Origin of the sequence: Kitasatospora purpeofusca (assembly GCF_042691725.1) — a bacterium.
Classification (GTDB): Bacteria; Actinomycetota; Actinomycetes; order Streptomycetales; family Streptomycetaceae; genus Kitasatospora; species Kitasatospora purpeofusca_B.
In genome coordinates this window covers 1677837-1701818 of record NZ_CP170483.1, presented here as the reverse complement: position 1 = coordinate 1701818, position 23982 = coordinate 1677837, and the positions used below count along the sequence as shown (strand labels likewise).

20 protein-coding genes are annotated in these 23982 nt (G+C 74.9%); 11 read left to right on the top strand and 9 right to left on the bottom strand.

The annotated features are described in order from the left end of the window. Positions 1 to 7: 7 nt before the first annotated feature. Entirely contained in the window at positions 8 to 1018 is a 1011-nt protein-coding gene (locus ACFCLZ_RS06680; protein ID WP_380283808.1) for an adenosine deaminase, read from the top strand. Here the strand turns inward: ACFCLZ_RS06680 and ACFCLZ_RS06675 are convergent. The 5 genes from ACFCLZ_RS06675 to ACFCLZ_RS06655 all read right to left on the bottom strand — a co-directional run bounded on the left by ACFCLZ_RS06675 (position 982) and on the right by ACFCLZ_RS06655 (position 4393). After that, positions 982 to 1563: a dihydrofolate reductase family protein gene (locus ACFCLZ_RS06675; protein WP_380283807.1), complete on the bottom strand. Its 582-nt coding sequence runs from the start codon at positions 1561 to 1563 to the stop codon at positions 982 to 984. The two genes, ACFCLZ_RS06680 and ACFCLZ_RS06675, sit on opposite strands and share 37 nt — an antisense overlap. 67 nt (positions 1564 to 1630) lie before the next feature. Next, on the bottom strand, positions 1631 to 2245 hold the full coding sequence (locus ACFCLZ_RS06670; RefSeq protein WP_380283806.1) for a vitamin K epoxide reductase family protein: 615 nt from the start codon (positions 2243 to 2245) through the stop codon (positions 1631 to 1633). After that, on the bottom strand, positions 2242 to 3066 hold the full coding sequence (locus ACFCLZ_RS06665) for a DsbA family protein (RefSeq protein ID WP_380283805.1): 825 nt from the start codon (positions 3064 to 3066) through the stop codon (positions 2242 to 2244). Before ACFCLZ_RS06665 ends, ACFCLZ_RS06670 begins: the two co-directional genes overlap by 4 nt. An 82-nt stretch (positions 3067 to 3148) precedes the next feature. Continuing rightward, positions 3149 to 3808, bottom strand: a complete 660-nt coding sequence (locus ACFCLZ_RS06660) for a hypothetical protein (protein WP_380283804.1) — start codon at positions 3806 to 3808, stop codon at positions 3149 to 3151. 87 nt (positions 3809 to 3895) lie between these two features. Next, a complete protein-coding gene (locus ACFCLZ_RS06655) occupies positions 3896 to 4393 on the bottom strand; it encodes an SRPBCC family protein (RefSeq protein WP_380283803.1) in 498 nt (165 codons plus the stop codon). A 124-nt stretch (positions 4394 to 4517) separates the two neighbouring features. On the opposite strand from ACFCLZ_RS06655, the gene ACFCLZ_RS06650 reads away from it, so the two are divergent. Next, positions 4518 to 5387, top strand: coding sequence for an Fpg/Nei family DNA glycosylase (locus ACFCLZ_RS06650; RefSeq protein WP_380283802.1), 870 nt, complete (start codon positions 4518 to 4520; stop codon positions 5385 to 5387). A 118-nt stretch (positions 5388 to 5505) separates the two neighbouring features. On the opposite strand, the gene ACFCLZ_RS06645 is transcribed toward ACFCLZ_RS06650, so the two are convergent. Then, positions 5506 to 6360 (bottom strand): SAM-dependent methyltransferase, encoded by an 855-nt coding sequence (locus ACFCLZ_RS06645; protein ID WP_380283800.1) that lies wholly within the window; start codon positions 6358 to 6360, stop codon positions 5506 to 5508. Between the two features lie 174 nt (positions 6361 to 6534). On the opposite strand from ACFCLZ_RS06645, the gene ACFCLZ_RS06640 reads away from it, so the two are divergent. From ACFCLZ_RS06640 to ACFCLZ_RS06620, 5 genes are all read left to right on the top strand, one after another. Further along, positions 6535 to 7482, top strand: a complete 948-nt coding sequence (locus ACFCLZ_RS06640; protein ID WP_380283799.1) for a polysaccharide deacetylase family protein — start codon at positions 6535 to 6537, stop codon at positions 7480 to 7482. 224 nt (positions 7483 to 7706) lie between these two features. Continuing rightward, the gene (locus ACFCLZ_RS06635; protein ID WP_380283798.1) at positions 7707 to 8033 is read left to right on the top strand and encodes a hypothetical protein; all 327 of its coding nucleotides are present in this window, start codon (positions 7707 to 7709) and stop codon (positions 8031 to 8033) included. A 137-nt stretch (positions 8034 to 8170) separates the two neighbouring features. Continuing rightward, positions 8171 to 9844 (top strand): beta-N-acetylhexosaminidase, encoded by a 1674-nt coding sequence (locus tag ACFCLZ_RS06630; protein ID WP_380283797.1) that lies wholly within the window; start codon positions 8171 to 8173, stop codon positions 9842 to 9844. Between the two features lie 74 nt (positions 9845 to 9918). Then, positions 9919 to 10791, top strand: coding sequence for a sulfurtransferase (locus ACFCLZ_RS06625; protein WP_380283795.1), 873 nt, complete (start codon positions 9919 to 9921; stop codon positions 10789 to 10791). Positions 10792 to 11028: 237 nt separating this feature from the next. Then, complete coding sequence (locus ACFCLZ_RS06620) at positions 11029 to 12552, top strand: M1 family metallopeptidase (protein ID WP_380283794.1); 1524 nt, start codon at positions 11029 to 11031, stop codon at positions 12550 to 12552. Between the two features lie 74 nt (positions 12553 to 12626). Here ACFCLZ_RS06620 and ACFCLZ_RS06615 read toward each other — a convergent pair whose 3' ends face one another. Together ACFCLZ_RS06615 and ACFCLZ_RS06610 are read right to left on the bottom strand one after the other, a co-directional pair. Then, positions 12627 to 14012, bottom strand: coding sequence for a condensation domain-containing protein (locus ACFCLZ_RS06615; protein WP_380283793.1), 1386 nt, complete (start codon positions 14010 to 14012; stop codon positions 12627 to 12629). Next, positions 14009 to 15568 carry a GH1 family beta-glucosidase gene (locus ACFCLZ_RS06610; RefSeq protein ID WP_380283792.1) on the bottom strand — a complete coding sequence of 520 codons (1560 nt, stop codon included), beginning with the start codon at positions 15566 to 15568 and terminating at the stop codon, positions 14009 to 14011. The genes ACFCLZ_RS06615 and ACFCLZ_RS06610 overlap by 4 nt, the downstream gene beginning before the upstream one ends. Before the next feature lie 334 nt (positions 15569 to 15902). On the opposite strand from ACFCLZ_RS06610, the gene ACFCLZ_RS06605 reads away from it, so the two are divergent. After that, entirely contained in the window at positions 15903 to 17801 is a 1899-nt protein-coding gene (locus ACFCLZ_RS06605; protein WP_380283791.1) for a flavin monoamine oxidase family protein, read from the top strand. Between the two features lie 127 nt (positions 17802 to 17928). On the opposite strand, the gene ACFCLZ_RS06600 is transcribed toward ACFCLZ_RS06605, so the two are convergent. After that, a complete protein-coding gene (locus ACFCLZ_RS06600; protein ID WP_380283790.1) occupies positions 17929 to 18741 on the bottom strand; it encodes a class I SAM-dependent methyltransferase in 813 nt (270 codons plus the stop codon). Positions 18742 to 19164: 423 nt separating this feature from the next. Between ACFCLZ_RS06600 and ACFCLZ_RS06595 the strand changes: the two genes are divergently transcribed. From ACFCLZ_RS06595 to ACFCLZ_RS06585, 3 genes are all read left to right on the top strand, one after another. Then, positions 19165 to 19683, top strand: a complete 519-nt coding sequence (locus ACFCLZ_RS06595; RefSeq protein WP_380283789.1) for a DinB family protein — start codon at positions 19165 to 19167, stop codon at positions 19681 to 19683. 165 nt (positions 19684 to 19848) lie between these two features. Then, positions 19849 to 22488, top strand: coding sequence for a BTAD domain-containing putative transcriptional regulator (locus tag ACFCLZ_RS06590; RefSeq protein WP_380283787.1), 2640 nt, complete (start codon positions 19849 to 19851; stop codon positions 22486 to 22488). A gap of 111 nt (positions 22489 to 22599) precedes the next feature. Further along, positions 22600 to 23979: an SMI1/KNR4 family protein gene (locus tag ACFCLZ_RS06585; protein ID WP_380283786.1), complete on the top strand. Its 1380-nt coding sequence runs from the start codon at positions 22600 to 22602 to the stop codon at positions 23977 to 23979. The last annotated feature ends 3 nt before the right edge of the window (positions 23980 to 23982 follow it).

Below are 23982 nucleotides of genomic sequence, written 5' to 3'. Positions count from 1 at the left end.
GCCCCCGATGCCCCTCCCCAAGGCCGAACTGCACCTGCACATCGAAGGCACCCTGGAGCCCGAGCTCGCCTTCGCGCTCGCCGCCCGCAACGGCGTCACCCTGCCGTACGCGGACACCGAGGAGCTGCGGCGCGCCTACGCCTTCACCGACCTGCAGTCCTTCCTCGACCTGTACTACGCGCTGATGGCCGTGCTGCGGACCGAGGAGGACTTCGCCGAGCTCGCCGACGCCTACCTGGCCCGGGCGGCGGAGCAGGGGGTCCGGCACGCCGAGATCTTCTTCGACCCGCAGGCGCACACCGCGCGCGGCGTGCCGCTTGCCGTCGTCGTGGACGGCCTCGGGCGGGCGCTGGACCGCAGCGAGGAGCGGCACGGCATCAGCACCCGGCTGATCATGTGCTTCCTGCGCGACGAGTCCGCCGAGTCCGCGCTGGAGACCTTCGAGGCCGCCCGCCCCTGGTTCGGCGGCCGGATCACCGGCATCGGGCTGGACTCCGCCGAGGTCGGCCACCCGCCGGCCAAGTTCCGCGAGGTCTACCGGCGTGCCGCCGAGGCCGGCCTGCACCGGGTCGCCCACGCCGGCGAGGAGGGCCCGGCCGCGTACATCACCGAGGCGCTGGACGTGCTCGGCGTGGAGCGGATCGACCACGGGCTGCGATGCCTGGAGGACCCGGCGCTGGTCGAGCGGCTGGTCCGCGAGCGGATCCCGCTCACCCTCTGCCCGCTCTCCAACGTCCGGCTGCGCTGCATCGACACCCTCGCCGACCACCCGCTGCCCGCCATCCTCGCCGCCGGCCTGCTGGCCACCGTCAACTCCGACGACCCGGCCTACTTCGGCGGCTACGCGGGCGACAACTTCGACGCCCTCGCCGAGGCCCTCGGCCTGGACGACGAGACCCTGCGACTGCTGGCCGCCAACTCCTTCCGGGCCTCCTTCCTGGACGAGGACCGCCGCGCCGCCCTGCTGGCCGAGGTCGCCGCCTACGGGTTCGCGCCGCGGACCGCCGCCCGGGCGTAGCGCAGCAGGACCACGCCGTTGCCGAAGGCGCGGGTGGTCAGCAGTTCCAGGTCCTCGGGGACGCCGTCGGCCGGGAACAGCGGCCGGCCGCGCCCGAGCAGGACGGGGTGGACGAGCAGGTGGTACTCGTCCACCAGGCCGTGGGCGCGCAGGGACGCGGCCAGGCCGGCGCCGCCGAGGGCGAGGTCCCCGCCGGCGGCCGCCTTGAGCGCGGCGACCGCCTCCGGGGTGGCCTCGGGGAGCACGGTGGTGTTCCAGTCGGCCTGCCGCAGGGTGCGGGAGAAGACCGTCTTCGGCATCTCCCGCCAGATCCGGGCGAACTCGGCGGTCCAGGGCTCGGCGGCCGGGTCGCGGTCGGCGGTGGGCCAGAAGTCGGCCAGCAGCTCATGGGTGACCCGGCCGGAGACGAGGCCGGCCATCGAGCCCAGCACCGCGTTGAGGTAGCGGTGCACCTCCTCGTCGACGCGGTTCCAGGAGATGTCCCGGTCCGGTCCCTCGAAGTAGCCGTCCAGCGAGACGGACATGAAAAGAACGATCTTCGACATCGCGGCCTCACCGGGATCGCGGAGCGCCCGCCCCCGGGCCGACGCGGCTCCGGAGGCGGGCGGGGGGTCAGATCAGTGTGGACCAGTAGTACCAGAACCGCTTGAGGACCAGCAGCACGATCACCGCGTACCAGAGCGCCGGCACCACCCAGTGGTAGCGCGCCGCCTCCCGCACCACCGGGCGCAGGCCGCGCGGCACCGGGATGATCCCCGAGCGCAGGTTGTGCAGCGTGGTGTACCAGAACAGCGGGATCATCGCCGCCCACACCACCATGCAGTACGGGCAGAGCGCCCCGATCCGGTACAGCGCCTGGTACATCAGCCAGGTCACGAAGCCGATCCCGAACACCGTCCCGGCCTGCAGGCCCAGCCAGAACCAGCGCCGGTACGTCGCGCCCGCCAGCAGCCCGGCGCCGACCGCGATCACCACCGCGAACCCGGCGAGGCCGAGCAGCGAGTTCGGGAAGCCGAAGGCCTCGGCCTGGTCGCTGCGCATGATCGAGCCACAGCTGATGATCGGATTGATATTGCAGTTCGGAACGTACGACGGGTCCTTCAGCAGCCGGATCTTGTCCAGCGTGAGGACGACGGAGGCGAACAGCCCCAGCGCGCCGCCGATCACCAGCAGCAGGGCGAACGGGCGGCTCGCGCCGTAGGTGCGGCGGGCGGCGGGGGCGGTCATCCGGTCACCTGCTTGACCATCGCGGTGAACTTCTCGGGCGCGACGGGCGCGCCGCCCGCGAAGACGTCGAGCTTCTGGCCGTCCAGGCGGACCGTCGGGGTGCCGGTGACGCCGCTCTTGTCGAAGGCCTTGTTCACCTGGGTCGCCCACGGCACGTAGGTGCCCTCCTGGACGGCCTTGACGAAGCCGTCGGTCTTCAGGCCCGGGACCTTGCCGGCCAGGTCGAGCAGGTGGTTGACGTCGGCGAAGGCGTCCTCGCGCTCGTCCGGCTGGTTGGCGTAGAGCACGTCGTGGAACTGCTTGAACTTGTCCACGCCCTCGTTCAGCGCCGCGCCGGCGGCGGCCAGCGCGGTGCGCGAGCCCTTGCCGCCGAGGCCCTGGTCGAGGAAGGTCGCCAGGTGGTACTCGATCTTGTAGCTGCCGGCGTCGGCGAGCTGCTGCATGGTCGCACCGGTGGTGGTCTCCAGCTGCTCGCAGTACGGGCAGCGGAAGTCCTCGTAGACCTCCAGGGTGTGCGGGGCGTCGGCCTTGCCGTAGGTGATCACGGTGCCGTCCGCGCCGCTCGCGTTGGCCGGGACGACCAGCGGGCCGGAGGCCGCGGTGTCGCCGGAGCCGGAGGAGCCGCCGACGGCGAGGGCCACGCCCGCCACCAGGGCGAGCACGACGGCGGAGGCGGCGCCGACCACCGTGCGGCGGCGGATCCGGGCGGACCGATCGGCGCGCTCGCGCTCCTCGCGCATCCGCTCGGTGGCGGCCCGGCGGGCGGCCTTCCGGTCGGCGTTCGCGGCGGTCTTCGGGGTCTTCTTGGGGGAGGTGCTCATGGGAGGGGTCGTCCTGGTGCTCGTAACGGCGTGCGGGCGCGGAGGCGGCGCGGCCGGCCGAGGACCCTCGCGGGTGCTGTTCTCAGCGGGCCGGCGCGAGCATCGGCGGTCCGCGCCGGACGGCGGGGCGCAGGACGACGGATTCGGCGGGCACCCGGACGCGGCTGGCGCGCGGGAACGGCACCCGGGCCACCGGGCGGGCCGGCAGCGGGGCGGCGAGCAGCAGCAGCCGGCGGCCGGCCGCGGCGGCGAAGCGCTGGGCGAAGTCGCCGAGGATCCGCACCGAGCGGGCCAGGCCGCACAGCGCGGCGTCGGCGCTGCGCAGCCAGGCGGCGGCGGCCAGCGCCAGCGCGGTGTGCAGGAGCAGCAGCACCGCGAGCCCGGCCGGCCGGGAGAGGCCGTGGCCGAGCAGGAGGCCGCCGAGCGAGCCGCCGCCGCAGAGCAGCGGTTCGAGGCCGCGCGCGGTGCCGGGCGGCAGCGAGGGGCAGGTCGACTGGGCGAAGCCGAACAGGGCGCTCAGGCCGAGCTCCAGTGGCAGGAAGACCGCCACGACCGCCCGGTAGCCGCGCTCGCGGCCGGCCAGCGCGAAGGCCACCGCGAAGACGGCGGCGCCGGCCAGGGCCAGCGTGCCGAGCGGCAGCGGACGGCCGGTGACCAGCACCTGGCCGAGCCCCGCGAGCAGCACGAGCAGCGCGGCGAAGATCGCCGCGCGCAGCGTCCTGGGGAGCGGGGCCGTGCTCATGGGATCCGAGTGTGCCACAGGTGGAGCGTCGGACGGCGGGCCCGGCAGGCTGCTGTGAAGATCCTCACGACCACCCCTGAGCTGGTCTTATATCCCGTTTACGTCCACGATCCGGGGCGGCTCGACGACCGGTGCGGGCGGCTCGGCGGCGGCCGCCACCCGGGTCTCCACCAGGTCCCGGAACAGTGCCAGGTCGGTGCGGACGGCGCGTTCGATGGCCCCGGCCAGCGCGAAGCCGCGCGGTCCGCCGAACACCTCGTGCATCTCCTCCGGGTCGTACTCGATGCGGATCTGCACCCGGGTGTGCGCGCGGTCGAGCGGGCGCAGCGCGAAGGCGCCCCGCAGGGGCACGCCGTCCAGGGTGCGCCAGGCCATCACCCGGCCGCGTCCCCGGTCGGTGATCTCGGTCTCGACGTCCCGCCCGGCGCCGGCGACGTCCACTTCGAGGTGGGCGAGGTTGCGGCCGTGCGGCTGGGCGCTGCGGACGCCGTCGACGAACCGCGGGTAGTCGTGGACCCGGTGCAACTGCTCCCAGGCGGCCAGCACCGGGGCGTCGATGTCGATCTGTTCCTCGAGCGTGCTCATGGCGGGCCGGACCTCCTCGGCTGGCGCGCGGTCGACCCCTCCAGACTGCGCCGGGGGCCGGTGGACGGCAAAGCCGGCGGCGGGCGGGCGGGCGGGGGGCGGGCGGCTGCGCGAGACTGGGCGCATGCCGGAGCTGCCCGAGGTCGAGGCCCTGACCGCCTACCTGTCGCAGCGGCTGACCGGGCGGGTGATCGCCGAGGTCCAGCCGGTGGCGATCAGCGCCCTCAAGACCTACGACCCGCCGGTGACCGCGCTGGCGGGCCGGACGGTGGGCCCGGTCGTGCGGCACGGCAAGTTCCTCGACATCGAGGCCGGTGGCCTGCACCTGGTGGTCCACCTGGCCCGGGCGGGGTGGCTGCGCTGGAAGGAGGGCCTGCCCCCGCTGCCGCCGCGGCCGAGCGCGCGCAACCCGCTGGCGCTGCGGGTGCGGCTGGAGGGCCCGGAGGCGGACGGCTTCGACCTGACCGAGGCGGGCACCAGGAAGGGGCTCGCGGTGTACGTGGTGCGGGAGGCGGCGGAGGTCCCGGGCGTGGCCCGGCTCGGCCCGGACCCGCTGGACCCGGGTTTCGACCTGGCGCGCTTCCGCGCGCTGCTGAGCGGCGAGCGGCGCCGGATCAAGGGCGTGCTGCGGGACCAGGGCGTGCTCGCCGGGGTCGGCAACGCCTACTCGGACGAGGTGCTGCACGCGGCGCGGATGTCCCCGTACAAGCTGGCGGCCGACCTCTCGGACGAGGAGACGGCCCGGCTGTTCGAGGCGCTGGGCACGACGCTGCGCGAGGCGGTGGAGCGTTCGCGGGGGCTGGCGGCGGGGGAGCTGAAGGCGGAGAAGAAGCTGGGTCTGCGGGTGCACGGGCGCACCGGGCAGCCCTGTCCGGTCTGCGGGGACACCGTGCGGGAGGTGTCCTTCGCCGACTCCTCGCTGCAGTACTGCCCGACCTGCCAGACCGGCGGCAGGCCGCTCGCGGACCGGCGGCTCTCCCGGTTGCTGAAGTGAGGGGCGGCTGCTGAAGTGAGGGCGGCTGCCGACGTGGGGGCCGACGGGCCGCCCGGTCTGCGGGCCGGCCCCGCCCGGTGGGGGCGGGGCCGGTGGCGGCCGGGTTCCGGGCGGTGGCTCAGAGCTTGCGGGCGACGCCGCCCCAGTAGTACGCCATGTACGGGTCCTCGGGCTGCTCGCCGTCCGGGTGCCAGGCCATCACCGGGGCGACGCCGGGCTCGATCAGCTCCCAGCCGTCGAAGAACCGGGTGACCTCCTCCTTGGAGCGCGGCACCAGGGTCATGCCGGCCGCGCGGGCGGAGGCGGTCACCTGGGCGACGGCGGCCTGGTTGAAGTCCTGGGTCGGGTGGGTGAGCGCGAGGTAGCTGCCGGAGGGGAGCGCGTCGCGCAGCGCGGCGACCTTGGCCCACGGGTCGTCCTCGTCGGCGATCAGCATCAGCACGGCGATCATCAGCAGGCCGACCGGCTGGGAGAGGTCCAGCGTCGAGTTGAGGGCCGGGTCGGCCAGCAGTTCGGCGGGCTTGCCCAGGTCGGCGTGGATGTAGGTGGTGCGGCTGGCCGGGGTGGAGACCATCAGCGCGCGGGCGTGGGCCAGCACGATCGGGTCGTTGTCGACGTAGACGACCCGGGTGCCCTCGCTCGCCGCCTCGGCGATCTCGTGGGTGTTCGGCGAGGTGGGGATGCCGGTGCCGAGGTCGAGGAACTGGCGGATGCCGTAGTGCTCGGCGAGGTGGCGTACGGCGCGCCCCTGGAAGCCGCGGTTCTCCTTGGCCTGCGCCTTCATGGTGGGCACGGCCTGCTCGATGGCCTGGCCCATCGCGCGGTCCGGCGGGAAGTTGGTCTTCCCGCCCAGCCAGTAGTCGTAGACGCGGGCGGAGTGCGGGGTGCTGGTGTCCACCCCGTACTTCTCCCACTGGCTCAGTTCGGCCTCGTCGCTGTCGGAGCGGTCGGTGAAATCCTGACTTTTCGTCATGGCCACGTCCTCTGAAGACAGATCATCACACTGGGAGAGGTCAGATTAGCGGGCCGAACGGGCTTCCGGTCACGGGGTGCGCGAACCCGTCGCGACATGGGCCGTTGGGGTGGTGATCAAGCCCGTCGGGGTAGCCGCTGGGAGGCGGGCCGATGAACGGGGGAGACATTCGCCATGCTGTCTGATCGTCAGATTACTTCGCGAAGATTGCTGCTGGTCGCGGCGGGGATGTCGCTGCTCGGGCTGACCGGCTGCGGCCGGGGTGAGGAGGTGGTGAGGGCCGCCCGGGCGGCGCGTCACCCGGAGCCCGAAGCCGTGCCGGGCGAGGCCTCCGCCGGCTCCTCCGGTGAGCCGGGCCCGTCCGCCGTTCCGTCGGCCGTCCCCTCCGGGACGCCGGCCGGGACGCCGAGCCCGTCCGCCGCCGCTCCGACCGCCTCGGCGGCCGCCGGGACCCCTTCGGCGGCCGCGCCCGCCCCCACGGCTCCGGCCCCGGCCGCGCCGACGCCCGCGCGGGCGCTGACGGCCGCCGAGACCCGGCCGGTGTACGAGCTGGACTCCGCGCGGAAGGTGGTCGCGCTCACCATCGACGACGGTCCGGACCCCCGGCACACCCCGACCGTCCTGGCGCTGCTGGAGCAGTACGGCATCCGGGCCACCTTCTTCCTGATCGGCGAGAACGCCGTCGAGCACCCCGGCCTGGTCGGCGAGATCGCCGCGCGCGGCCACCACATCGCCAACCACACCTGGACCCACCCCGACCTGCGGAGCCTGTCCGAGGGCAAGGTCCGCGACGAGCTGGAGCGCACCTCCGACCTGCTGCACCGGACCACCGGCAAGGTGCCGACCTGGTTCCGGGCGCCCGGCGGCGACTGGTCCTCGACGGCCCTGCGGGTGAGCGGCGAACTGGGCATGCGGCCGATGGCGTGGTCGGTCGACCCCAGGGACTGGGCCCGCCCCGGGACGGGCGTGATCACCGACCGGATCCTCAAGGACGTGCGCCCCGGGGCGATCGTGCTCAACCACGACGGCGGCGGGGACCGCTCGCAGACGGTGGCGGCGCTGAAGGCCTACCTGCCGGTGCTGATCGACTCCGGCTACCTCTTCACCGCCCCGGCGGGATGAGCGGTTCCGAGGGTCCCGGCGGCGGTCCTTCCGTCGGCCCCGGCGGCGGCGTCCGGGGAGCGGCGGGCGAGCAAATGGACGAATGGAGGAGTCGCGGGAAACGCGCTTAAACCACCCGAAAGGATGGATAAGCAGAATCGTTTCCCCGATTTTTGGGCCTCTAGGGTGATCTCGCACCAATTCCCCAGGTACCACCCGAGTACCGCTTGAAAGGTCCACCCGCCATGCGTCTGCGCAACGCCGTGCTCGCCGCCACCAGTGCGATCGTGCTCGTCCTCGCCGTCCCGGTCTCCGCCAACGCCGCCGACGGCGAATTCCGCTACAAGTACGGCTCCGACTTCGCGGGCGCGCTGATCGACCCGAAGGGCAGCGCGTGCATCGACCTGCCGGAGGCCACCGACGCGGAGCCGGCGTTCGCGCCGTCGAACCAGACCCGCTCGACCGCCACCGTCTTCCGCGACTTCGGCTGCGGGGGCGACACGTACTTCGTGCTGCGGCCGGGTGGGCGGGCCGGAGAGCGCCTGCTGGTCCGCTCGGTGGTCTTCTCCTGAGCCGGCCGGGCGGCCGGAAGTCCTGCGAAGCGAATTCGTACGAAGCACGGGACACGGCGGCGATTGGTTGAGACCATTCCGGTGAACCGGCCGTGAACACCCGGCCGGCGGCGTGGGTGACGACACCGGGAGCGGCCGTGCAGATCCGAACAGCTGGGTTCTCCGCCCGGACCCGCAGAGCGCTGGTCCTCGCCGCCGTCCTGCTGCTCGCCGCGGTCGGCTTCGGGGTCCAGCGGGCGATCGGCGGCGAGGACGCCGGTTCGGCGGGGGCCGTCGCCGTGCCCGCCGGCCCGCGCACCGCGGACCGGATCGTCCCGGTGCCGCTCTCCGTCGCCGCCGGCTCCGGTCCCGGCTACCGGCTCACCGGGCGCACCGCCGTGCGGACCGTCCCCGGGGCGGAGGCCGTCGAACGGCAGGCCGGCGAGGTGCGGCGGATCGCCGAGCAGCTCGCCGAGGCGCTGCGCCGCCCGACCGGGCTGCCGCTCCCGGTGGCCGCCGACGCCGACCCGGCGGGCGCCGACGGCATCAGCCTGCTGCTCGACCCCGCGCTCCCCGAGGCGACCGGCACCGAGGGCTACCGGCTGACGGCCGACGCGACCGGCGTGCGGATCACCGCCCGCGCCCCCGAGGGCCTGTTCCGGGGCACCCAGACCCTCCGGCAGTTGCTGCCGCCGCAGATCGAGAGCCCGCGACCGGTCGGCGGCGCCCCGGAGTGGACGGTCGCCCCGGTCACCGTCGAGGACCGCCCGCGCTACGGCTACCGGGGCGCGATGCTCGACGTCACCCGCCACTTCTTCACCCCGGACGAGGTCAAGGGGTTCATCGACCGCCTCGCCCTCTACAAGCTCAACCACCTGCACCTGCACCTGAGCGACGACCAGGGCTGGCGGATCGAGATCCCGGCCCGGCCGGCGCTGACGAAGGTCGGCGCGGTCAGCGAGGTCGACGGCACCCCCGGCGGGTTCTACACGGCCGCCGACTACCAGGAGATCGTCCGCTACGCGCAGGAGCGCTACCTGACCGTCGTCCCCGAGATCGACCTGCCCGGCCACAGCAACGCGATCCTCGCCTCCTACCCCGAGCTGGACTGCACGAAGAGCGCCCGTCCCTGGCCGTACACCGGGATCGAGGTCGGCTTCTCCACGCTCTGCCCGACCGGCGACGAGGTCTTCGCCTTCACCCAGGACGTGGTCACCGAGCTGGCCCGGCTCACCCCGGGGCCGTACCTCCACCTCGGCGGCGACGAGGTGAAGAAGATGGCCCCGGCCGAGTACGCGGAGTTCGTGAAGCGGGTGAACGCCCAGGTGCTCGCCGCCGGGAAGACCCCGGTCGGCTGGAACCAGACCGCCCCGGGCGGGGGCGGGGTGCTGCAGTTCTGGGACGGCCGGGCCGGGCGCGACGTCGAGCTGAAGGAGGCCGCCGAGCGCGGCGCCAAGGTGATCATGTCGCCGTCCGGCCGCAGCTACCTGGACATGAAGTACGAGTCGGGCTACCCGCTCGGACTGGTCTGGGCCGGCACCATCGACGTCTGGACCGCCTACTCCTGGGACCCGGACACCCTGGTGCCGCTGCCCGCCGGCTCCGTGCTCGGCGTCGAGGCGCCGCTGTGGACGGAGACCCTGGACACCCCGGAGGAGCTCGACGTCATGCTGCTGCCCCGGCTGCCCGCGCTCGCCGAACTGGGCTGGTCGTCCAGGGAGAGCCACTCCTGGGAGCGGTTCAGGACCCGGCTGGCCGAGGAGGGCGCCCGCTGGGAGGCCGCCGGGTACCGCTACGAGAAGCGCGACGAGGTGCCCTGGCCGGCCCGGTAGGGCGCGCGCCGGGTGGCCGGGGGCGGGGGTGCGGACGTAGGTTCGAAGGGTCCCCGCGTGAAGGGAGGGCGGCGATGACCGGCAACGGCTACGCACACCCCGAGGCGCTGGTCGGCACCGAATGGCTGGCCCACCACTTGGACGACGGCACCCTGCGGGTGGTCGAGGTGGACGAGGACACCGCGGCCTACGCCCGCGGTCACCTGCCCGGCGCGATCGGCTGGGACTGGACCGCCGACCTGCACAGCCCGGTCGGCCGCGACTACGCCGACCGCGCGGGCGTCGAGCACCTGCTGCGCGCCGCCGGGGTCGAGGACGACACCACCGTGGTGCTGTACGGCGGCAACGACAACTGGTTCGCCGCCTACGCCTACTGGCTGCTGCGGCTGCGCGGCTACGGTCCGGTGCGGCTGCTGGACGGCGGGCGCAAGAAGTGGGAGCTGGAGGGGCGCGAGCTGACCGAGGAGGTCATGGACTACCAGCACAGCGCCTACCGGCTGACCGGGCCCGAGCACCCCGAGGTGCGGGCGCTGCGGGACGAGGTGCTGGCCAAGGCGGAGGTCTTCGCCAAGCCGGGGGCGGACGCGGTGCTGGTGGACGTCCGCTCGCCCGCCGAGTACCGGGGCGAGGCGCTGGCGCCGCCGCACCTGCCGCAGGAGCAGGCGCAGGTGCCCGGCCACATTCCCGGCGCGGTCAACATCCCGTGGTCGCGGGCGGCCAACGAGGACGGCACCTTCCGTTCGGCGGAGGAGCTGCGGGCGCTGTACGGCGGGGAGGGCGTCGAGCCGGAGCGCGAGGTGATCGCCTACTGCCGGATCGGGGAGCGCTCGGCGCACACCTGGTTCGCGCTGACCGAGCTGCTCGGGTACCCGCACGTCAAGAACTACGACGGCTCGTGGACCGAGTACGGCTCGCTGGTGCGGGCACCGGTGGCCCTGGGGGCGTAGCGGGTCCGGCTGCACGGGGTGTCCGGCCGCACGGGAGCGTCCGGCCGTTCGGGGGTGTCCGGCCGTTCGGCGCATGACGGGTCGTCGGACCTTCATGACGGGTCGTCACATGCCGGAGGCGGCATGATGTCGGCCTGTATCTTCTTATGAACATCTCATTGTTCAGGCGTAGGCCCGGGGTGGTCGGGACAAGGATCGATCCGACCCGTTGTCCCAGTGACCCTGTGGAGGACCACTGTGCGCAAGAGGCTGATCGTCTCTGCCGCTGCCGGCGCGCTCGCCCTGCTCCTGTCCGTCCCCGCCTCCGCGGCCCAGGCCGGCCCGGGAGCCGCGGGCGTCGGCGATCCCTACTATCCCTTCGCCGGCAACGGCGGCTACGACGTCTCCCACTACGACATCCGGCTGAAGTACCAGCCCGCCACCGACGAGCTGGAGGGCACCACCACCGTCCTGGCCACCGCCACCCAGGACCTCACCCGCTTCAACCTGGACTTCGTGCTCCAGGTCAAGGAGGTGCTGGTCAACGGGCGCGCCGCGTCGTTCGCCACCTCCCGCGAGCAGGAACTGGAGATCACCCCGGCCCGGACGATCGCCAAGGGCAGCCCGATCACCGTCGTCGTCCGCTACGCCGACAAGCCCGGCCAGGTCCAGCGCGGCGGCTACTCCGCCTGGCGCCGCACCCCCGACGGCGGCGTGGCCGCCCAGGAGCCCGAGAGCGCCGCCTGGTGGTACCCGAGCAACGACCACCCCACCGACAAGGCCACCTTCGACGTCTCGGTGCTGGTGCCCAACGGCACCGAGGTGATCAGCAACGGCACCCGGACCACCAGCCAGCGGCCCGGCTGGACCCGCTACAACTACCGGCAGACCAAGCCGCAGGCCACCTATCTGGCCACCCTGGCGATCGGCAAGTTCGACGTCCGCCAGGACACCACCCCGGGCGGGCTCCCCGTCATCACCGCCTACAGCCCGGACCTCGGCGTCAACGCCGGCGCGGCGCGGGCCAGCGTCGAGCGCACCGGCGAGCTGACCGACTGGCTGAGCACCGTCTTCGGCGCCTACCCGTTCGACACGGTCGGCGGCTACGTGCCCAACGTGCCCACCAGCTACGCCCTGGAGACCCAGGGGCAGATCTTCTACAGCCCCGCGCAGTTCGCCCGCGGCTCCAACACCTCCGTCGTGGTGCACGAGCTGGCCCACCAGTGGTACGGCGACAGCGTCTCGGTGCAGCGCTGGAGCGACATCTGGCTCAACGAGGGCTTCGCCCGGTACGCGCAGTGGCTCTGGTCGGAGCACGAGAACGAGGGCACCCCCCAGGAGCTGGCCGACTTCTTCTACGACTACTACCCCGCCACCGACGCGTTCTGGTCGGTCAAGCCGGGCGACCCGGGCGCGGACCAGCAGTTCGCCGGTGCCGTCTACGACCGGGGCGCGATCACCCTGCAGGCGCTGCGCAACACCGTCGGCGACGCCACCTTCTTCAAGATCCTCAAGGGCTGGGCGGCCGAGCACAAGTTCGGGAACGCCACTGTCCAGCAGTTCCAGGCGTACGCCGAGCAGATCTCCGGCCGGCCGCTGGGCACGCTCTTCACCACCTGGCTGTTCACCGTGGGCAGGCCGGCGGCGGGGTCGGACGGCATCGGGGTCCCGGCCCCGGCCGCGGCGGGCCTCGCGCCGGGCGCCACGACGGGTACGCGGCCGGAGCCGAAGTCCTGGAAGAAGATCCAGCAGACCAACAACGTGCACGAGCACACGCGCTGACGGCCCATCAGCCATGCGGGCCGGGGCCCGGCCGTCCGGACGTGAGCGGACGGACGGGCCCCGGTGTGCTGCGGTCAGGGCCGGAGGGCGCGCTCCTCGGTGAGCACCAGCTCCTCGACGCCGTAGAGGAAGCGCTCCATCGCGGGCCGGGGGAGCACCGCCGGGTCGGCGGTCATGGCGAGTTGCAGGGCGGTGGGAGTGCTCAGGGCGTCCAGGGCGTAGGTCAGCCCGGGGCGCGGGTCGAAGTCGACGGGCCAGTCGAGCGTGGTGCGCCCGTCCTCGCCCCCGGTCGGCGCGGACTGCGCGGCCAGGCCGCTCGGGAGCAGTTCGCGGGTGTCGTTGAAGACGCAGGAGCGGTCGGCGAGCGGCACCTGCTCGGCGGTGAGGCGCTCGACCTCCGCGTCGAGCAGCCGCCGGTCGTAGTAGGCGTGCCGGTAGGCGGCGATCGAGGCGGCATGGGTGCGGCGCACCACCTCGCCGAACTCGCCGTCGACGTCGGGGAGGTGGAGCAGGGCGTCGCCGGCGACCACGCTGACGGCGTCGGTCAGGCCGGACAGGAAGCGGTTGTTGACCACCACCTGGAGGACCGCGTCCGAGCGGCCGGCCAGCCGGGCCGTCATCGCGGCGGCGGCCGCGAGCAGGACGGCGGAGGAGCCGGCCCGGTGCGCTGCGGCGACCGTGTCGACCGCCCGCAGCAGGGCGGGCGAGCTGAGCACGGCGTTCGGGAACCGCTCGGTGGAGCCGGTCCCGGCCCGGGTGTGCGCGCCGTTCGGCGGGAAGAGCCGGGGCGGGGCGGAGCGCAGCTTGCGCAGGGTGTGCGCGCGGGCGTTGGCATCGCGCTTGAGGCCGCGCTCCGAGGTCTGGAACGCGGCCTCCTCCAGCGGCTGTCGGGGTGAGCGGGCGGCCCGCACGGCGTCCGGGGCGGTGCCCACGGCCAGCTCGCTGAGGTCGCGGACCAGCCGGCCCATGCCGGTGCCGTCCACCGCGGTGTGGGACAGCACCAGGGAGATGTGCCGCGCCAGGCCGTCGGCGACCACCAGGCCGGCCCGGATCGGCCACTCGGTGGCGCAGTCGAACGGTCGGCCGGCCAGCTCCTCGTGCAACGCGCCGCCGACGGCGCCGAGTTCGTCCCGCCCGGCGTCCGCCGCGCAGTCGCGGACGTGCACCGTCAGCCGGCCGGCCGGATCGACGTGCTGGCGCAGGCCGGTGCCGTCCGGCTCGGGCAGCAGCCGGGTGTGCAGGGAGTCGTGCAGGTGGAGCAGGTGCCCGAGGGCGTCCAGGACGGCCGGCAGCGGCAGGCCCGGGTCGAGCGGGGCGGCGGTGGCGATGTTGTAGCGGGGGCGGTCGGCGGGGGCGAGGCGGTTGACGATGTCCCAGATGGCCCGCTGGCCCCAGGTGGCGGGTCCGCTGCCGGAGCGGCCGTCGGCGAAGCGTATCTCCAGTTGTCGACTCGTAGTCACCGTGGTGGTTCTCCGATGTGCTGGTTCGGACGCGGCGGTTGGTGCGGGTGGGCGCGGTGGGAGCCGTCGTGGAGAGTCTGCTGCACCGCCCGGACGCCCGTCGAGACCCCTGCTCGGACGGTGCCCGGCGGGTGCAGGGTGCCGGTCCGGGCGACCCGGGCGTACCAGTGGGCGCTGGACTTCGGGGTGCGGGCCAGGGTGCGGTGGTCGACGTGGACCAGGCCGAAGCGCTTGGCGTAGCCGTACGCCCACTCGAAGTTGTCCAGCAGCGACCAGAGGAAGTAGCCGCGCACATCGGCGCCCTCGGCGACGGCCCGGTGCAGGGCGGCGAGGTGGGCGTGCACGTAGGCGCTGCGGTCGGGGTCGTCGACGGTGCCGTCCGGGCCGGGCTCGTCGGGGTAGGCCGCGCCGTTCTCGGTGACCATGAGCGGCAGTTGCGGGTGGCTGCGGGCGAGCGCGGTGAGCAGTTCGTACAGGCCGGACGCGTCGACGGCCCAGTCCATCGCGGTGCGCTCGCCCGGGGCCCGGTGGAAGCCGACCCGGTCGGCGCCGGGCCAGGGGGAGGCGCCGCTCGCGCCGTGGCCGTCCTCCCGGGCGGGGTCGGTGCCCTCGGGGGCGGCGGAGACCACGCTGGGGGTGTAGTAGTTGACGCCCAGCCAGTCCAGGCGCTGGTGGATCGCGGCCGGGTCACCGGGGCGGACGAAGGACCAGTCGGTGAGCCGCGCGGTGTCCGCGAGCAGGTCCTCGGGGTAGCCGCCGTCCAGCATCGGGCCGAGGAACACCCGGTTGCCGACCGCGTCGATCCGGCGCGCGGCGTCCCGATCGGCGGCGGACGCGGTGAGCGGGCGCACCGCGTGCAGGTTGAGCGCCACCGACACCCGGGCCCCGGCGGGCAGCACCGAGCGCAGCGCCGCGACGGCCAGGCCGTGGCCGAGGTTGAGGTGGTGGGCGGCGCGCAGGGCGGCCACCGGGTCGGTGCGGCCGGGGGCGTGCACGCCGGAGCCGTAGCCCAGGAAGGCGCTGCACCAGGGCTCGTTGAGGGTGGTCCACTGGGTGACGCGGTCGCCGAGCGCCTCGCCCGCGAGGGCCGCGTAGTCGGCGAAGTGCTCGGCGGTGCGGCGCTCGGGCCAGCCGCCGGCCTCCTCCAGCTCCTGGGGGAGGTCCCAGTGGTAGAGCGTGGCGACGGGCGTGATCCCGGCGGCGAGCAGTTCGTCGGCGAGGCGGCGGTAGAAGTCCAGCCCGCGTTCGCAGGCGGGGCCGCGGCCGGTGGGCCGGACCCGCGGCCAGGCGATCGAGAACCGGTAGGCGGTGAGGCCGAGTTCGGCCATCAGCCGGACGTCCTCGCGGAAGCGGTGGTAGTGGTCGGCGGCCACGTCGCCGGTGTCGCCCCGGTGGACCTTGCCGGGGGTGCGGCAGAAGGCGTCCCAGATCGACGGGGTGCGGCCGTCCTCGGCGGCCGCGCCCTCGACCTGGTAGGCGGAGGTGGCGGCGCCCCAGTGGAAGCCGGCCGGGAAGCGGGGCGCCGCGGTGGTGGCGCCGGAGTCGGGCGGGGTCATGGAGGGCTCCAGGGGCGGGCGGGGGCGGGGCCGGTGTGCGGCCGCGCCGACGGCGGTGCCGTCCACTACGTGTCTGCCCGGCAGGACGGCGGTCGGCACGGGGGAGGGCCGGCGAACCGTGCTGCGGGGGCGTCAATGAGGCGCGGGAGTCCGAATCCGATCGAGTGGTTGATCTTCCCGTCCGGGTGATGTCGGTTCCGCTGCGTCGAGTGTGCGCCAAGAGTGGTGCGCCATGACCACTTCGGATGTCCGCGCTACCGACACACGATCCACCACGACGACCGCCGACGGCGGGGCGTCACCCGGCGGGCCCTCGCGGCGTACCGTCGTCACGATGACCGGGGCCTCGGTGCTCGCCGCCGGGCTCACCGCCGCCTCCGCCGCGCCCGCGGCGGCGCTCGCCCCGGCCGCGCCGCCGGCCGTCGCCCCGGCCGCGGTGCCCCCGGGCACCGACGAGCAGGCCTACACGACGGTGGCCCGCGCGATCGCCGTCTACGACGAGCACGACCGGCCGCTCGTCCCCGGCTATCTGAAGATCGTCCGGGACGGCCTGCCGGCCGCGCGGGCGCGCGCGACCAAGCGGGTCCTGATCGTCGGCGCCGGACCGGCCGGGCTGCTCGCCGCCGACCTGCTCAACCGGGCGGGCCACGACGTCGTCGTCATCGAGGCCAACGGCAACCGGGCCGGCGGCCGGATCAAGACCTTCCGCGAGGGCGGCCACGAGAACGGCCGGCAGCCGTTCGCCGACCCGAAGCAGTACGCCGAGGCCGGCGCGATGCGGCTGCCCGAGAGCCACCCGCTGGTGATGGCGCTGCTCGACAAGTACGACCTGCCGCGCCAGGAGTTCCTGCTGGTGGACGTGGAGGTGGCGAACCCCTCGGTCCGGGCCAACCGGGCCTGGATCCACGTCAACGGCCTGCACGTGCGGCGGGCCGACTACGAGGCCGACCCCAGGGAGGTCAACGGGAGCTTCGGCGTCACCGGCGCCGACCGCGGCCGGACCGCCGCCGCCATCTACGCCGCGGCGCTCGAACCCGCGCTCGCGCTGGTCCGCGGCAAGGAGGGCGCGGCCCTCGTCGAGGGCTGGTCCACCGTCCTGCGGCGCTACGGCCACTGGTCGATGTACCGGTACCTCACCGAGGAGGCCGGCCTGGACATCAGGACCGTCGACCTCGTCGGCACCCTCCAGAACGTCACCTCCCGGCTGCACCTCTCCTTCGTGCACAGCTTCCTGTCCGCCGCGCTGATCGACCCGAAGACGAAGTTCTGGGAGATCAAGGGCGGCACGGCCCGGCTCGTCGACGCCCTCTACGCGGCCGTCAAGGGCAAGGTGCGGTTCGACCGGCGGGCGGTGCGCATCGACCGGGAGGGCGGCAAGGTCCGGGTGCACACCGTCTCCGAGGACGGCCAGAGCGGCAGGGGCGGGGTCACCGAGGTCTTCGAGGGCGACGAGGCGATCATCACCGTCCCGTTCGCCGGGCTGCGGCACGTGGCCTTCGAGCCGCCGCTCGGCTACGGCAAGCGGCGCGCGATCACCGAGCTGCACTACGACGCCGCGACCAAGGTGCTGCTGGAGTTCTCCCGCCGCTGGTGGGAGTTCACCGAGGAGGAGTGGAAGGCCGCGCTGGACGGCATCGAGGCCGGGCTCTACGAGCGCTACCGGGCGGGCCGGGTCGAGGACGGCCGCCACCTCGGCGCGCACGACTCCGTGCGGCAGCTCGGGGTGAGCGTCCCGGAGGACCTCAGGACGTGCTTCGCGGACTTCCGCCCGGTCGGCGGCGCTCCGGAGGCCGCCCACATCCGCGGCGGCGGCTCGGTGAGCGACAACGCCAACCGGTTCGTCTACTTCGAGCACGCCCACCCGATGGAGGGCAGTGACGGCGGCGTGGTGCTCGCCTCCTACAGCTGGTCCGACGACGCGCTCAAGTGGGACGCGTACGCCGACGAGGAACGCTACCTGCGGGCGCTCGCCGGGGTGCAGGCGATCTTCGGGCGCCGCTGCGAGGTCTTCTTCACGACCAGGAGCAAGACCCAGTCGTGGGTGCGCGACCACTACGCCTACGGCGAGGCCTCGGTGCTGCTGCCCGGCCAGCACGCGGAGCTGTTCCCGGACATCCCGGGCTCCGAGGGGCCGCTGCACTTCGCGGGGGACCACACCTCCACCAAGCCGGCCTGGGTCGAGGGCGCGCTCGAATCGGCCGTCCGGACGGCGCTGCTGGTCCACCAGGGCTGACGCGGGCCCGGGGCCGGCGCGGCCCCCGGGGCCGACGTGGCCCCGCGGCGGAGCGATCCCCGTGGCGGGCGGGGACCGCTCCGGGCCGGGCGGCCGGCTCCGGGCCGCCCGGTCGGCGGCCGTCCGGTCAGCGGCGGGTGGCGGTGACGAGGTGGTAGTCGAGCAGGCCGTCGCGCCAGGTGCTGAGGAAGTTGCGGGTCCAGTGGCCGCGCGGGACGGCGCCCGCCAGGAACCGGTCCAGCCCCGGCCACACGTCCGCCCCGATGGACTCGGTGCGGAGGTCGGTGAAGCCGGCCGCCGAGAGGTCGGCGGTGAACGCGTCGAGCGGGTGGGCGACGTCCAGCCCGTTGGCGAAGCTGCCGAGCAGGATGCTCAGCCGCTCGGCGACGTCCGGCCCGTCGGCGCTGAAGAACGTGGTGACCACCAGCCGCCCGCCCGGCCGCAGCACCCGGGCCGCCTCGCGGGCGAACCCGGTCAGCTCGCGGAAGTGCTGCGCCGCCTCGACCGAGTACACGCCGTCCAGCGAGGCGTCCGCGAACGGCAGGTCGTCCGCCGAGCCCAGCGAGTAGCCCAGCCGGTCCGGGAAGGTCGCCAGGGCCTTGGCGTTGACGGCGCGGGCGCGCTCGATCTGGTCCGGGTGGATGTCGACGCCGGTCACCGCCGCGAAGCGGAACTCGCAGAGCGCGAGCGCCGCGCCCAGTCCGCGCCCGCAACCGACCTCGCCCAGCCGCAGCGACTCCCGCGGCCCCGGGAAGGCGCGCAGCACCCGGCGGTAGAGGTCCTCCTGGCTGCGGACGCGGTCCTCCGGGGTGGGCGCGTCGGTGCGGATGCCGCTCCAGTCGCCGAAGTTGATGAATCCGCCGCCGAAGCCGGCGGTCCGTGACAGATCGTCGGCGCCGTAGGTCTGGCGTACCGGTCCGGGGATGCGGTCCTGGCTCATGGCTCGCTCGGGCTCCTCGTGTGTAGTGGCGGCGGCCGCTGGGTGGCGGCGACGGGCGGGGGGCCGGTGCTCCGGGCCCCTCGCGGGCGCGCGCCGCAGTACGTACCCCAACATGCCCAACTCGGAACTACCCGAAGGAAGTGGTTTCGCGCGACAACACGCAGGCCAATCGGGTTGTGAGTGATACCAGATGATGAGCATGCTTACTGTGATGACTTCGGTTCCGGGGCGGCAGACCGGCGCGTTCTCCGCGCTGCTCGACCCGGGGGCGGACCCCGGACCGGTGCACGTCCACGGTCTGGCCGCCGAGCGGCTGATCGGCGGCGCGGCCCGGCCGCCGGAAAAGATCGGCGGGACGGCCCGGCGCCCTGGAAGACTGGGCGCCGCGATCGTTCGGATGCGAGGAAGACGAGGAGCGTCGTCATGGGGATGGACACGGGGGACGGGCGGGTCGCGCCGCCGCTGACCGGTGGTGAGCGCGAGACGCTGCGGGCGTACCTGGACTTCCACCGGGGGACGCTGGCGATGAAGTGCGCCGGGCTGACGGACGAGCAGCTGCGGCAGCGGTCGAGCCCGCCGTCGACCCTGACGCTGCTGGGCCTGGTGCGCCATCTGGCGGAGGTCGAGCGGACGTGGTTCCGGCGGGTGATCGACGGGGAGGACGTCCCGCTGGTCTGGTCCCCGGAGGGCGACTACCAGGCCGCCTACGACACGACCGGCGCGGACCGCGCCGAGGCGTTCGCGGTCTGGGAGGCGGAGGTGGAGCACGCCCGGCGGATCGAGCGGGAGGCGCGGTCGCTGGACGTCACCGGGTACCAGCCGCGCTGGAAGGCGGAGGTCTCGCTGCGGCTGGTGATGCTGCACCTGATCCACGAGTACGCCCGGCACAACGGGCACGCCGACCTCCTGCGGGAGGCGATCGACGGCGAGGTCGGCGCCTGAGGCCCTGAGGCCGGCGCCCGGGGCGAAGGCCGTTCTTCCGTCACGAGGCGTGCGGTGCGGCGCAGTTCGGGACAACGGGCGCCCACCAGTAAAGGTGTGGACCAATCCAGACATTCCCTATGCTCTCCCCCTGATCGGCTGATCGGAACGCGGTGGGGAGCGGCAGTGCGCATCAATCTGCTCGGACGGTTCGAGGTCCAGGACGACCACGGCAGGGTCCTGCCGCAACCCGGCCCCAAGCGGCGCGCGTTGCTCGCCGCACTCGCCCTGGACCTCGGCCGGAGCGTCCCGACCGAGCGGCTGGCCGACCTGGTCTGGGACGGCGCCCCGCCGGCCACCGCCCGCTCGGCGCTCCAGGGCCACGTCACCGCCGTGCGCCGTCTGCTCGCGGCCGCCGCCGACGGCGCACCCCCGGCCGGCTCCATACCCGAGGACCCGGACGGGCTCCACCTGGTCACCCGGGGCGCCGGCTACGCGCTGCTCGGTCACCCCGACGCCGTCGACGCGCACCGCTTCGAGCGGCTCCGCGCCGCCGCCGAGGAGCCCGCCGCCGACGCCCCGGGCCTGCTGGGCGCCGCGCTCGCGCTCTGGCGCGGGCCCGCCCTCGACGGGTGCGGCTCCGCCCGGCTCGCCGCCGAGGCCGGACCGCCGCTGACCGCCGCGCGTTGGCGGGCCGTCGAACGGCTCGCCGCCGACGCCCTCGTCCGGTGGGACGGGGCCGACGGCCGGATGCCGGACGTGGTGGCCCAGTTGACGGCCCTGCTCGCCGCCGAACCGGGGCGCGCGAGCGCCGCCGCGCTCCTCGCCCGCTGCCTCGAACGGCCCGCGCCGCCCGCGGACTGGAACGGTGCGACGCGGAGCGGTGAACTGCCCGACGAACCGGGCGGGTTCCTCGGGCGGACCGGTGAACTCGCCCGCCTCGACGCGGCCGTGGCCGCCGCCGACGGCCGCCCCCTGCTGCTCACCGGGCCCGCCGGCGTCGGCAAGACCCGCCTCGCCCACGCCTGGGCCGAGAGCCGTGCCGACCGCTTCCCCGACGGCCGGCACACCGTCGACCTCCGGGGCGACGACGACACCGCCCCGCTCACCCCCGCCGCCGCCCTGGCCGCGCTGCTCCGCGACCTCGGCGCCGGCGAGGGCTCGGGCGAGGGCTCGGGCGAGGGCGCCGACGGGCGCGAACTCCCGGCCGGCACCGCCGAACGCGCCGCCCTGCTGCGCACGGTGACCGCCGGCCGCCGGCTGCTGCTCCTGCTCGACGACGCCCGCTCCGCCGAGCAGGTCGAACCGCTGCTGCCCGGCCACCCCGGGGTGCTGGTCCTGGTCACCGGCCGCTCCCGGCTCACCGCCGACCTGGTCGCCCGCCAGGGCGCCGTCCCGCTGCCGCTCGACGCGCCGGCCCCCGCCGAGGCGGTCCGCCTGCTCGCCGCCGCGGCCGGCGCCGGGCGGGTCGCCCGGGAACCGGAGGCCGCCGCCCGGCTGGCCGCGCTCTGCGAGCGACTGCCGCTCGCGGTCGGGGTGGTGGGTGCCCGGCTCGCGGCCGGTCGCGGGAGCGCCGCCGCCCTGGTGGAGGAGCTGGCCGAGGAGCGGCGGGCGGGAGCGGACGCTGTGGCGGCGGCCCTCCGGGTGGGCCTGCGGGGCCTGCCGCCCGAGGCCGGGCGGGTCTTCGCGCTGACCGGCCTGCTCCCCGGCGGGAGCCTGGAGGCGCGGGACGTGGCCGCGCTCGGCGAGGTGCCGCAGCCCCGGGCGGGCGAGCTGCTCGCGGCGCTCGTCGCCGCCCGGCTGGTGGAACAGACCGGGCCGGGGCGGTTCGAGCGGCCCGGTCCGGTGCGCCGGTACGCGGCCGGACTCGCCGCCGGGCTCCCGGCCGGCGAACGGGCGGACGCGCTGCGCCGGCTGCTCGGCCAGTGGGCGGAGACCGCCGAGGCGGCCTCCGCCGGATCGGGCGAGCCGGGGGAGCAGGCGGGCGCCGTGGCGTGGTTCAGCCGGGTGCGGCCCTCCCTGCCGGCCCTGGCCCGCGCCGGTGCCGCGCACGGCCTCGACGCGGAGGCGTGGCGGCTCGCCCACGGCTGCGGGCCGCTGCACTACCACGACGGCGCCCACCCGGACGCGTGGGAGGAACTCGCCCGGGAGGGCCTGGCCGCGGCCGAACGCCTCGGGGACCGGACCGCCCGGCTCCGGCTGCGGACCGACCTGGGCCTCGCCCTGGTCTCCCGGAAGCGCTTCACCGAGGCCGCCGAGGCCGCCGAACGGGCCGTCCTCGACGCCGGGGGCGTCGACGACACCGCCGTCCGCGACCGGTGCCTCACCGCGCTCGCCGGGACCCTCGCGGCGTCCGGCCGCGGCTACCGGGCCATCGCCGTGCTGGAACGCGTCGCCACCTCCTGCGAGGCGCGCGGCGACGGCCCGTCGACCGCCCGCGCCCTGGACCACCTCGCCCACTGCCTGCACCGGGTCGGGGAGGCGGAGCGCGGGCTCGCCCACACCGACCGCGCCCTCGACCTTCTCCGAGACCACCCCGACGACCCGCTCCAGGGCACGCTGCGCTTCAGCCGGGCGGAGGCCCTGCGCGTCCTCGGCCGGGCGGAGGAGGCGCTCGCCGCGTCCCACGCGGCACTCGCCGTCGCCGAGGAGCACGGCGACACCCGGCTCGCCCTGCTCGCCCTCGACTTCAACGGCGCCGTCCTCGCCGAACTCGACCGCCCGGGAGAAGCCGCCGACTGCTGGCGCCGCGCCCTCGCCCTCCACACCGCCGAGGGCCGCCCCAACCCGGCCCTGGCACGCCGCCTGGCGGCGCTGGAGGCATGAGGGGACTCCCGCCCCGGAAGCCCCCGGCCGGGTTCGGCGCGGTTGTCGGTGACGGCCGCTACGGTCCTCCGGAGCGTTACCCACGACCGCCGCACGCCCCGGAGGACACCTGTGCCCGCGCTCGACGACTTCGACACCTGGGAGCCGCTGCTGACGCTCCTTCGGGCCGAGCACGCCGACCGCCTGGCCGCCGCACCCGGCCACGTGGTGGGAAGTGTCGGGTCGACGGGGTGGCGGCTGCCCCTCGACCGGCAGTCCGCCGAGCGGGCCGCGGCGCCGGTGCAGCGTGCGCTCGCGGAGGCGGGCGTTAGCGAGGTGATGTTCGCGGCGGACATCTCGCCGGACGGCCGGACGGTCCTGCAGGTGTTCGACGCCGGCTCCGCGACGGAGTTCCCGGGCGCCTTCGCGAGCCCGAGCCCGGGCACGCTCGTCCTGGTCGAGGACGCCGTCGCCGAGCCCTGGCGCCGCCAGCCCGAACCGGTGCCCGGGGCGGTGACGGCGCCGTCCGCGGACCCGGCCCTGCTGGAACGGACGCTGCGCGAGCGGCTCCCCGACGCCGTCGGCGCGACCGAGGAGGAGATCGCCGCCGCCGAGGAACGGCTCGGCGTCGCCCTGCCCGAGGAGCTCAAAGCGCTCTATCGCGTGACCAGGGTGTGCCCGGCCGGCCCGGAGGGATCGGGGGACCGGGAGGCCGACTTCGCGGAGGAGGAGGCCGCCGATTCCGCGGTCGGCTGCGAACTCCTCTCCCCGGAATGGCTGTTCACGGCCGACTCGATCCGGCGGCCGTGCCCGTGGCGGTTCGCGGCGACGACGGCGGTCGTCACCCCGCCCGACGCCGCCGTCCAGGGCCTGGTCGGCTCGCCGGGCTGGATCGCCTTCGGCAGCAACGGCGGTGACACCTACGCCGTCGACCTGACACCGGGTCCGGGCGGCCACCTCGGCCAGGTCATCCTCATCGGCCACGAGGAGAGCATCGGCGCCGAACTGTACGGCGAGTCCCTGACGGAGCTGGTCCTGAACCACTTCAAGAGCAGCATCCCGGCCGGCGGCCCGGAGCAGCTGTGGCCGGCCACGGCCCGGGTCGGCGGAGGATACGACGTGGCCGACCTCGCGTCCGCCGCCCACCCCGACCTGGAGGTCGTGGAGATCCTCGGCCGGAGCGGCACGCCCGTCGGCCTCGCCCCGATCGCCGGGCTGCCGCGGGTGCGCACCCTCACGGCGCAGCCCGGCAGGCTGGCCGACCCGCTGGAGGTCACCGGTCTGCCGGGGCTGGAGTACCTCGCACTCGGGCCGGACGAGTGGCGCGTCCTCCTGGACGCTGGAGCGGTTCCGCGGGGACTGTCCGCCGCCTGCGTCACGGTGCGCGGCGACGAGCACCCCTCGGCGGTCGTGGAGGTGGCCAATGCCCTCCTCGCCCTCTGGGACCGCCCGCTGATCACCCGCACCACCACCGAGGGGCACCTGGGCCCCTCGGGAGCGGCGGACGGCTGATCT

Bases quoted from the DNA above. Each gene is read 5' to 3' on its own strand.
- ACFCLZ_RS06640 (WP_380283799.1), top strand. From the start codon at position 6,535: ATGCTGTCTGATCGTCAGATTACTTCGCGAAGATTGCTGCTGGTCGCG.
- ACFCLZ_RS06610 (WP_380283792.1), bottom strand. From the start codon at position 15,568: ATGACCCCGCCCGACTCCGGCGCCACCACCGCGGCGCCCCGCTTCCCG.
- ACFCLZ_RS06660 (WP_380283804.1), bottom strand. From the start codon at position 3,808: ATGAGCACGGCCCCGCTCCCCAGGACGCTGCGCGCGGCGATCTTCGCC.
- ACFCLZ_RS06675 (WP_380283807.1), bottom strand. From the start codon at position 1,563: ATGTCGAAGATCGTTCTTTTCATGTCCGTCTCGCTGGACGGCTACTTC.
- ACFCLZ_RS06665 (WP_380283805.1), bottom strand. From the start codon at position 3,066: ATGAGCACCTCCCCCAAGAAGACCCCGAAGACCGCCGCGAACGCCGAC.
- ACFCLZ_RS06645 (WP_380283800.1), bottom strand. From the start codon at position 6,360: ATGACGAAAAGTCAGGATTTCACCGACCGCTCCGACAGCGACGAGGCC.
- ACFCLZ_RS06605 (WP_380283791.1), top strand. From the start codon at position 15,903: ATGACCGGGGCCTCGGTGCTCGCCGCCGGGCTCACCGCCGCCTCCGCC.
- ACFCLZ_RS06625 (WP_380283795.1), top strand. From the start codon at position 9,919: ATGACCGGCAACGGCTACGCACACCCCGAGGCGCTGGTCGGCACCGAA.
- ACFCLZ_RS06600 (WP_380283790.1), bottom strand. From the start codon at position 18,741: ATGAGCCAGGACCGCATCCCCGGACCGGTACGCCAGACCTACGGCGCC.
- ACFCLZ_RS06635 (WP_380283798.1), top strand. From the start codon at position 7,707: ATGCGTCTGCGCAACGCCGTGCTCGCCGCCACCAGTGCGATCGTGCTC.
- ACFCLZ_RS06670 (WP_380283806.1), bottom strand. From the start codon at position 2,245: ATGACCGCCCCCGCCGCCCGCCGCACCTACGGCGCGAGCCGCCCGTTC.
- ACFCLZ_RS06595 (WP_380283789.1), top strand. From the start codon at position 19,165: ATGGGGATGGACACGGGGGACGGGCGGGTCGCGCCGCCGCTGACCGGT.
- ACFCLZ_RS06655 (WP_380283803.1), bottom strand. From the start codon at position 4,393: ATGAGCACGCTCGAGGAACAGATCGACATCGACGCCCCGGTGCTGGCC.
- ACFCLZ_RS06650 (WP_380283802.1), top strand. From the start codon at position 4,518: ATGCCGGAGCTGCCCGAGGTCGAGGCCCTGACCGCCTACCTGTCGCAG.
- ACFCLZ_RS06680 (WP_380283808.1), top strand. From the start codon at position 8: ATGCCCCTCCCCAAGGCCGAACTGCACCTGCACATCGAAGGCACCCTG.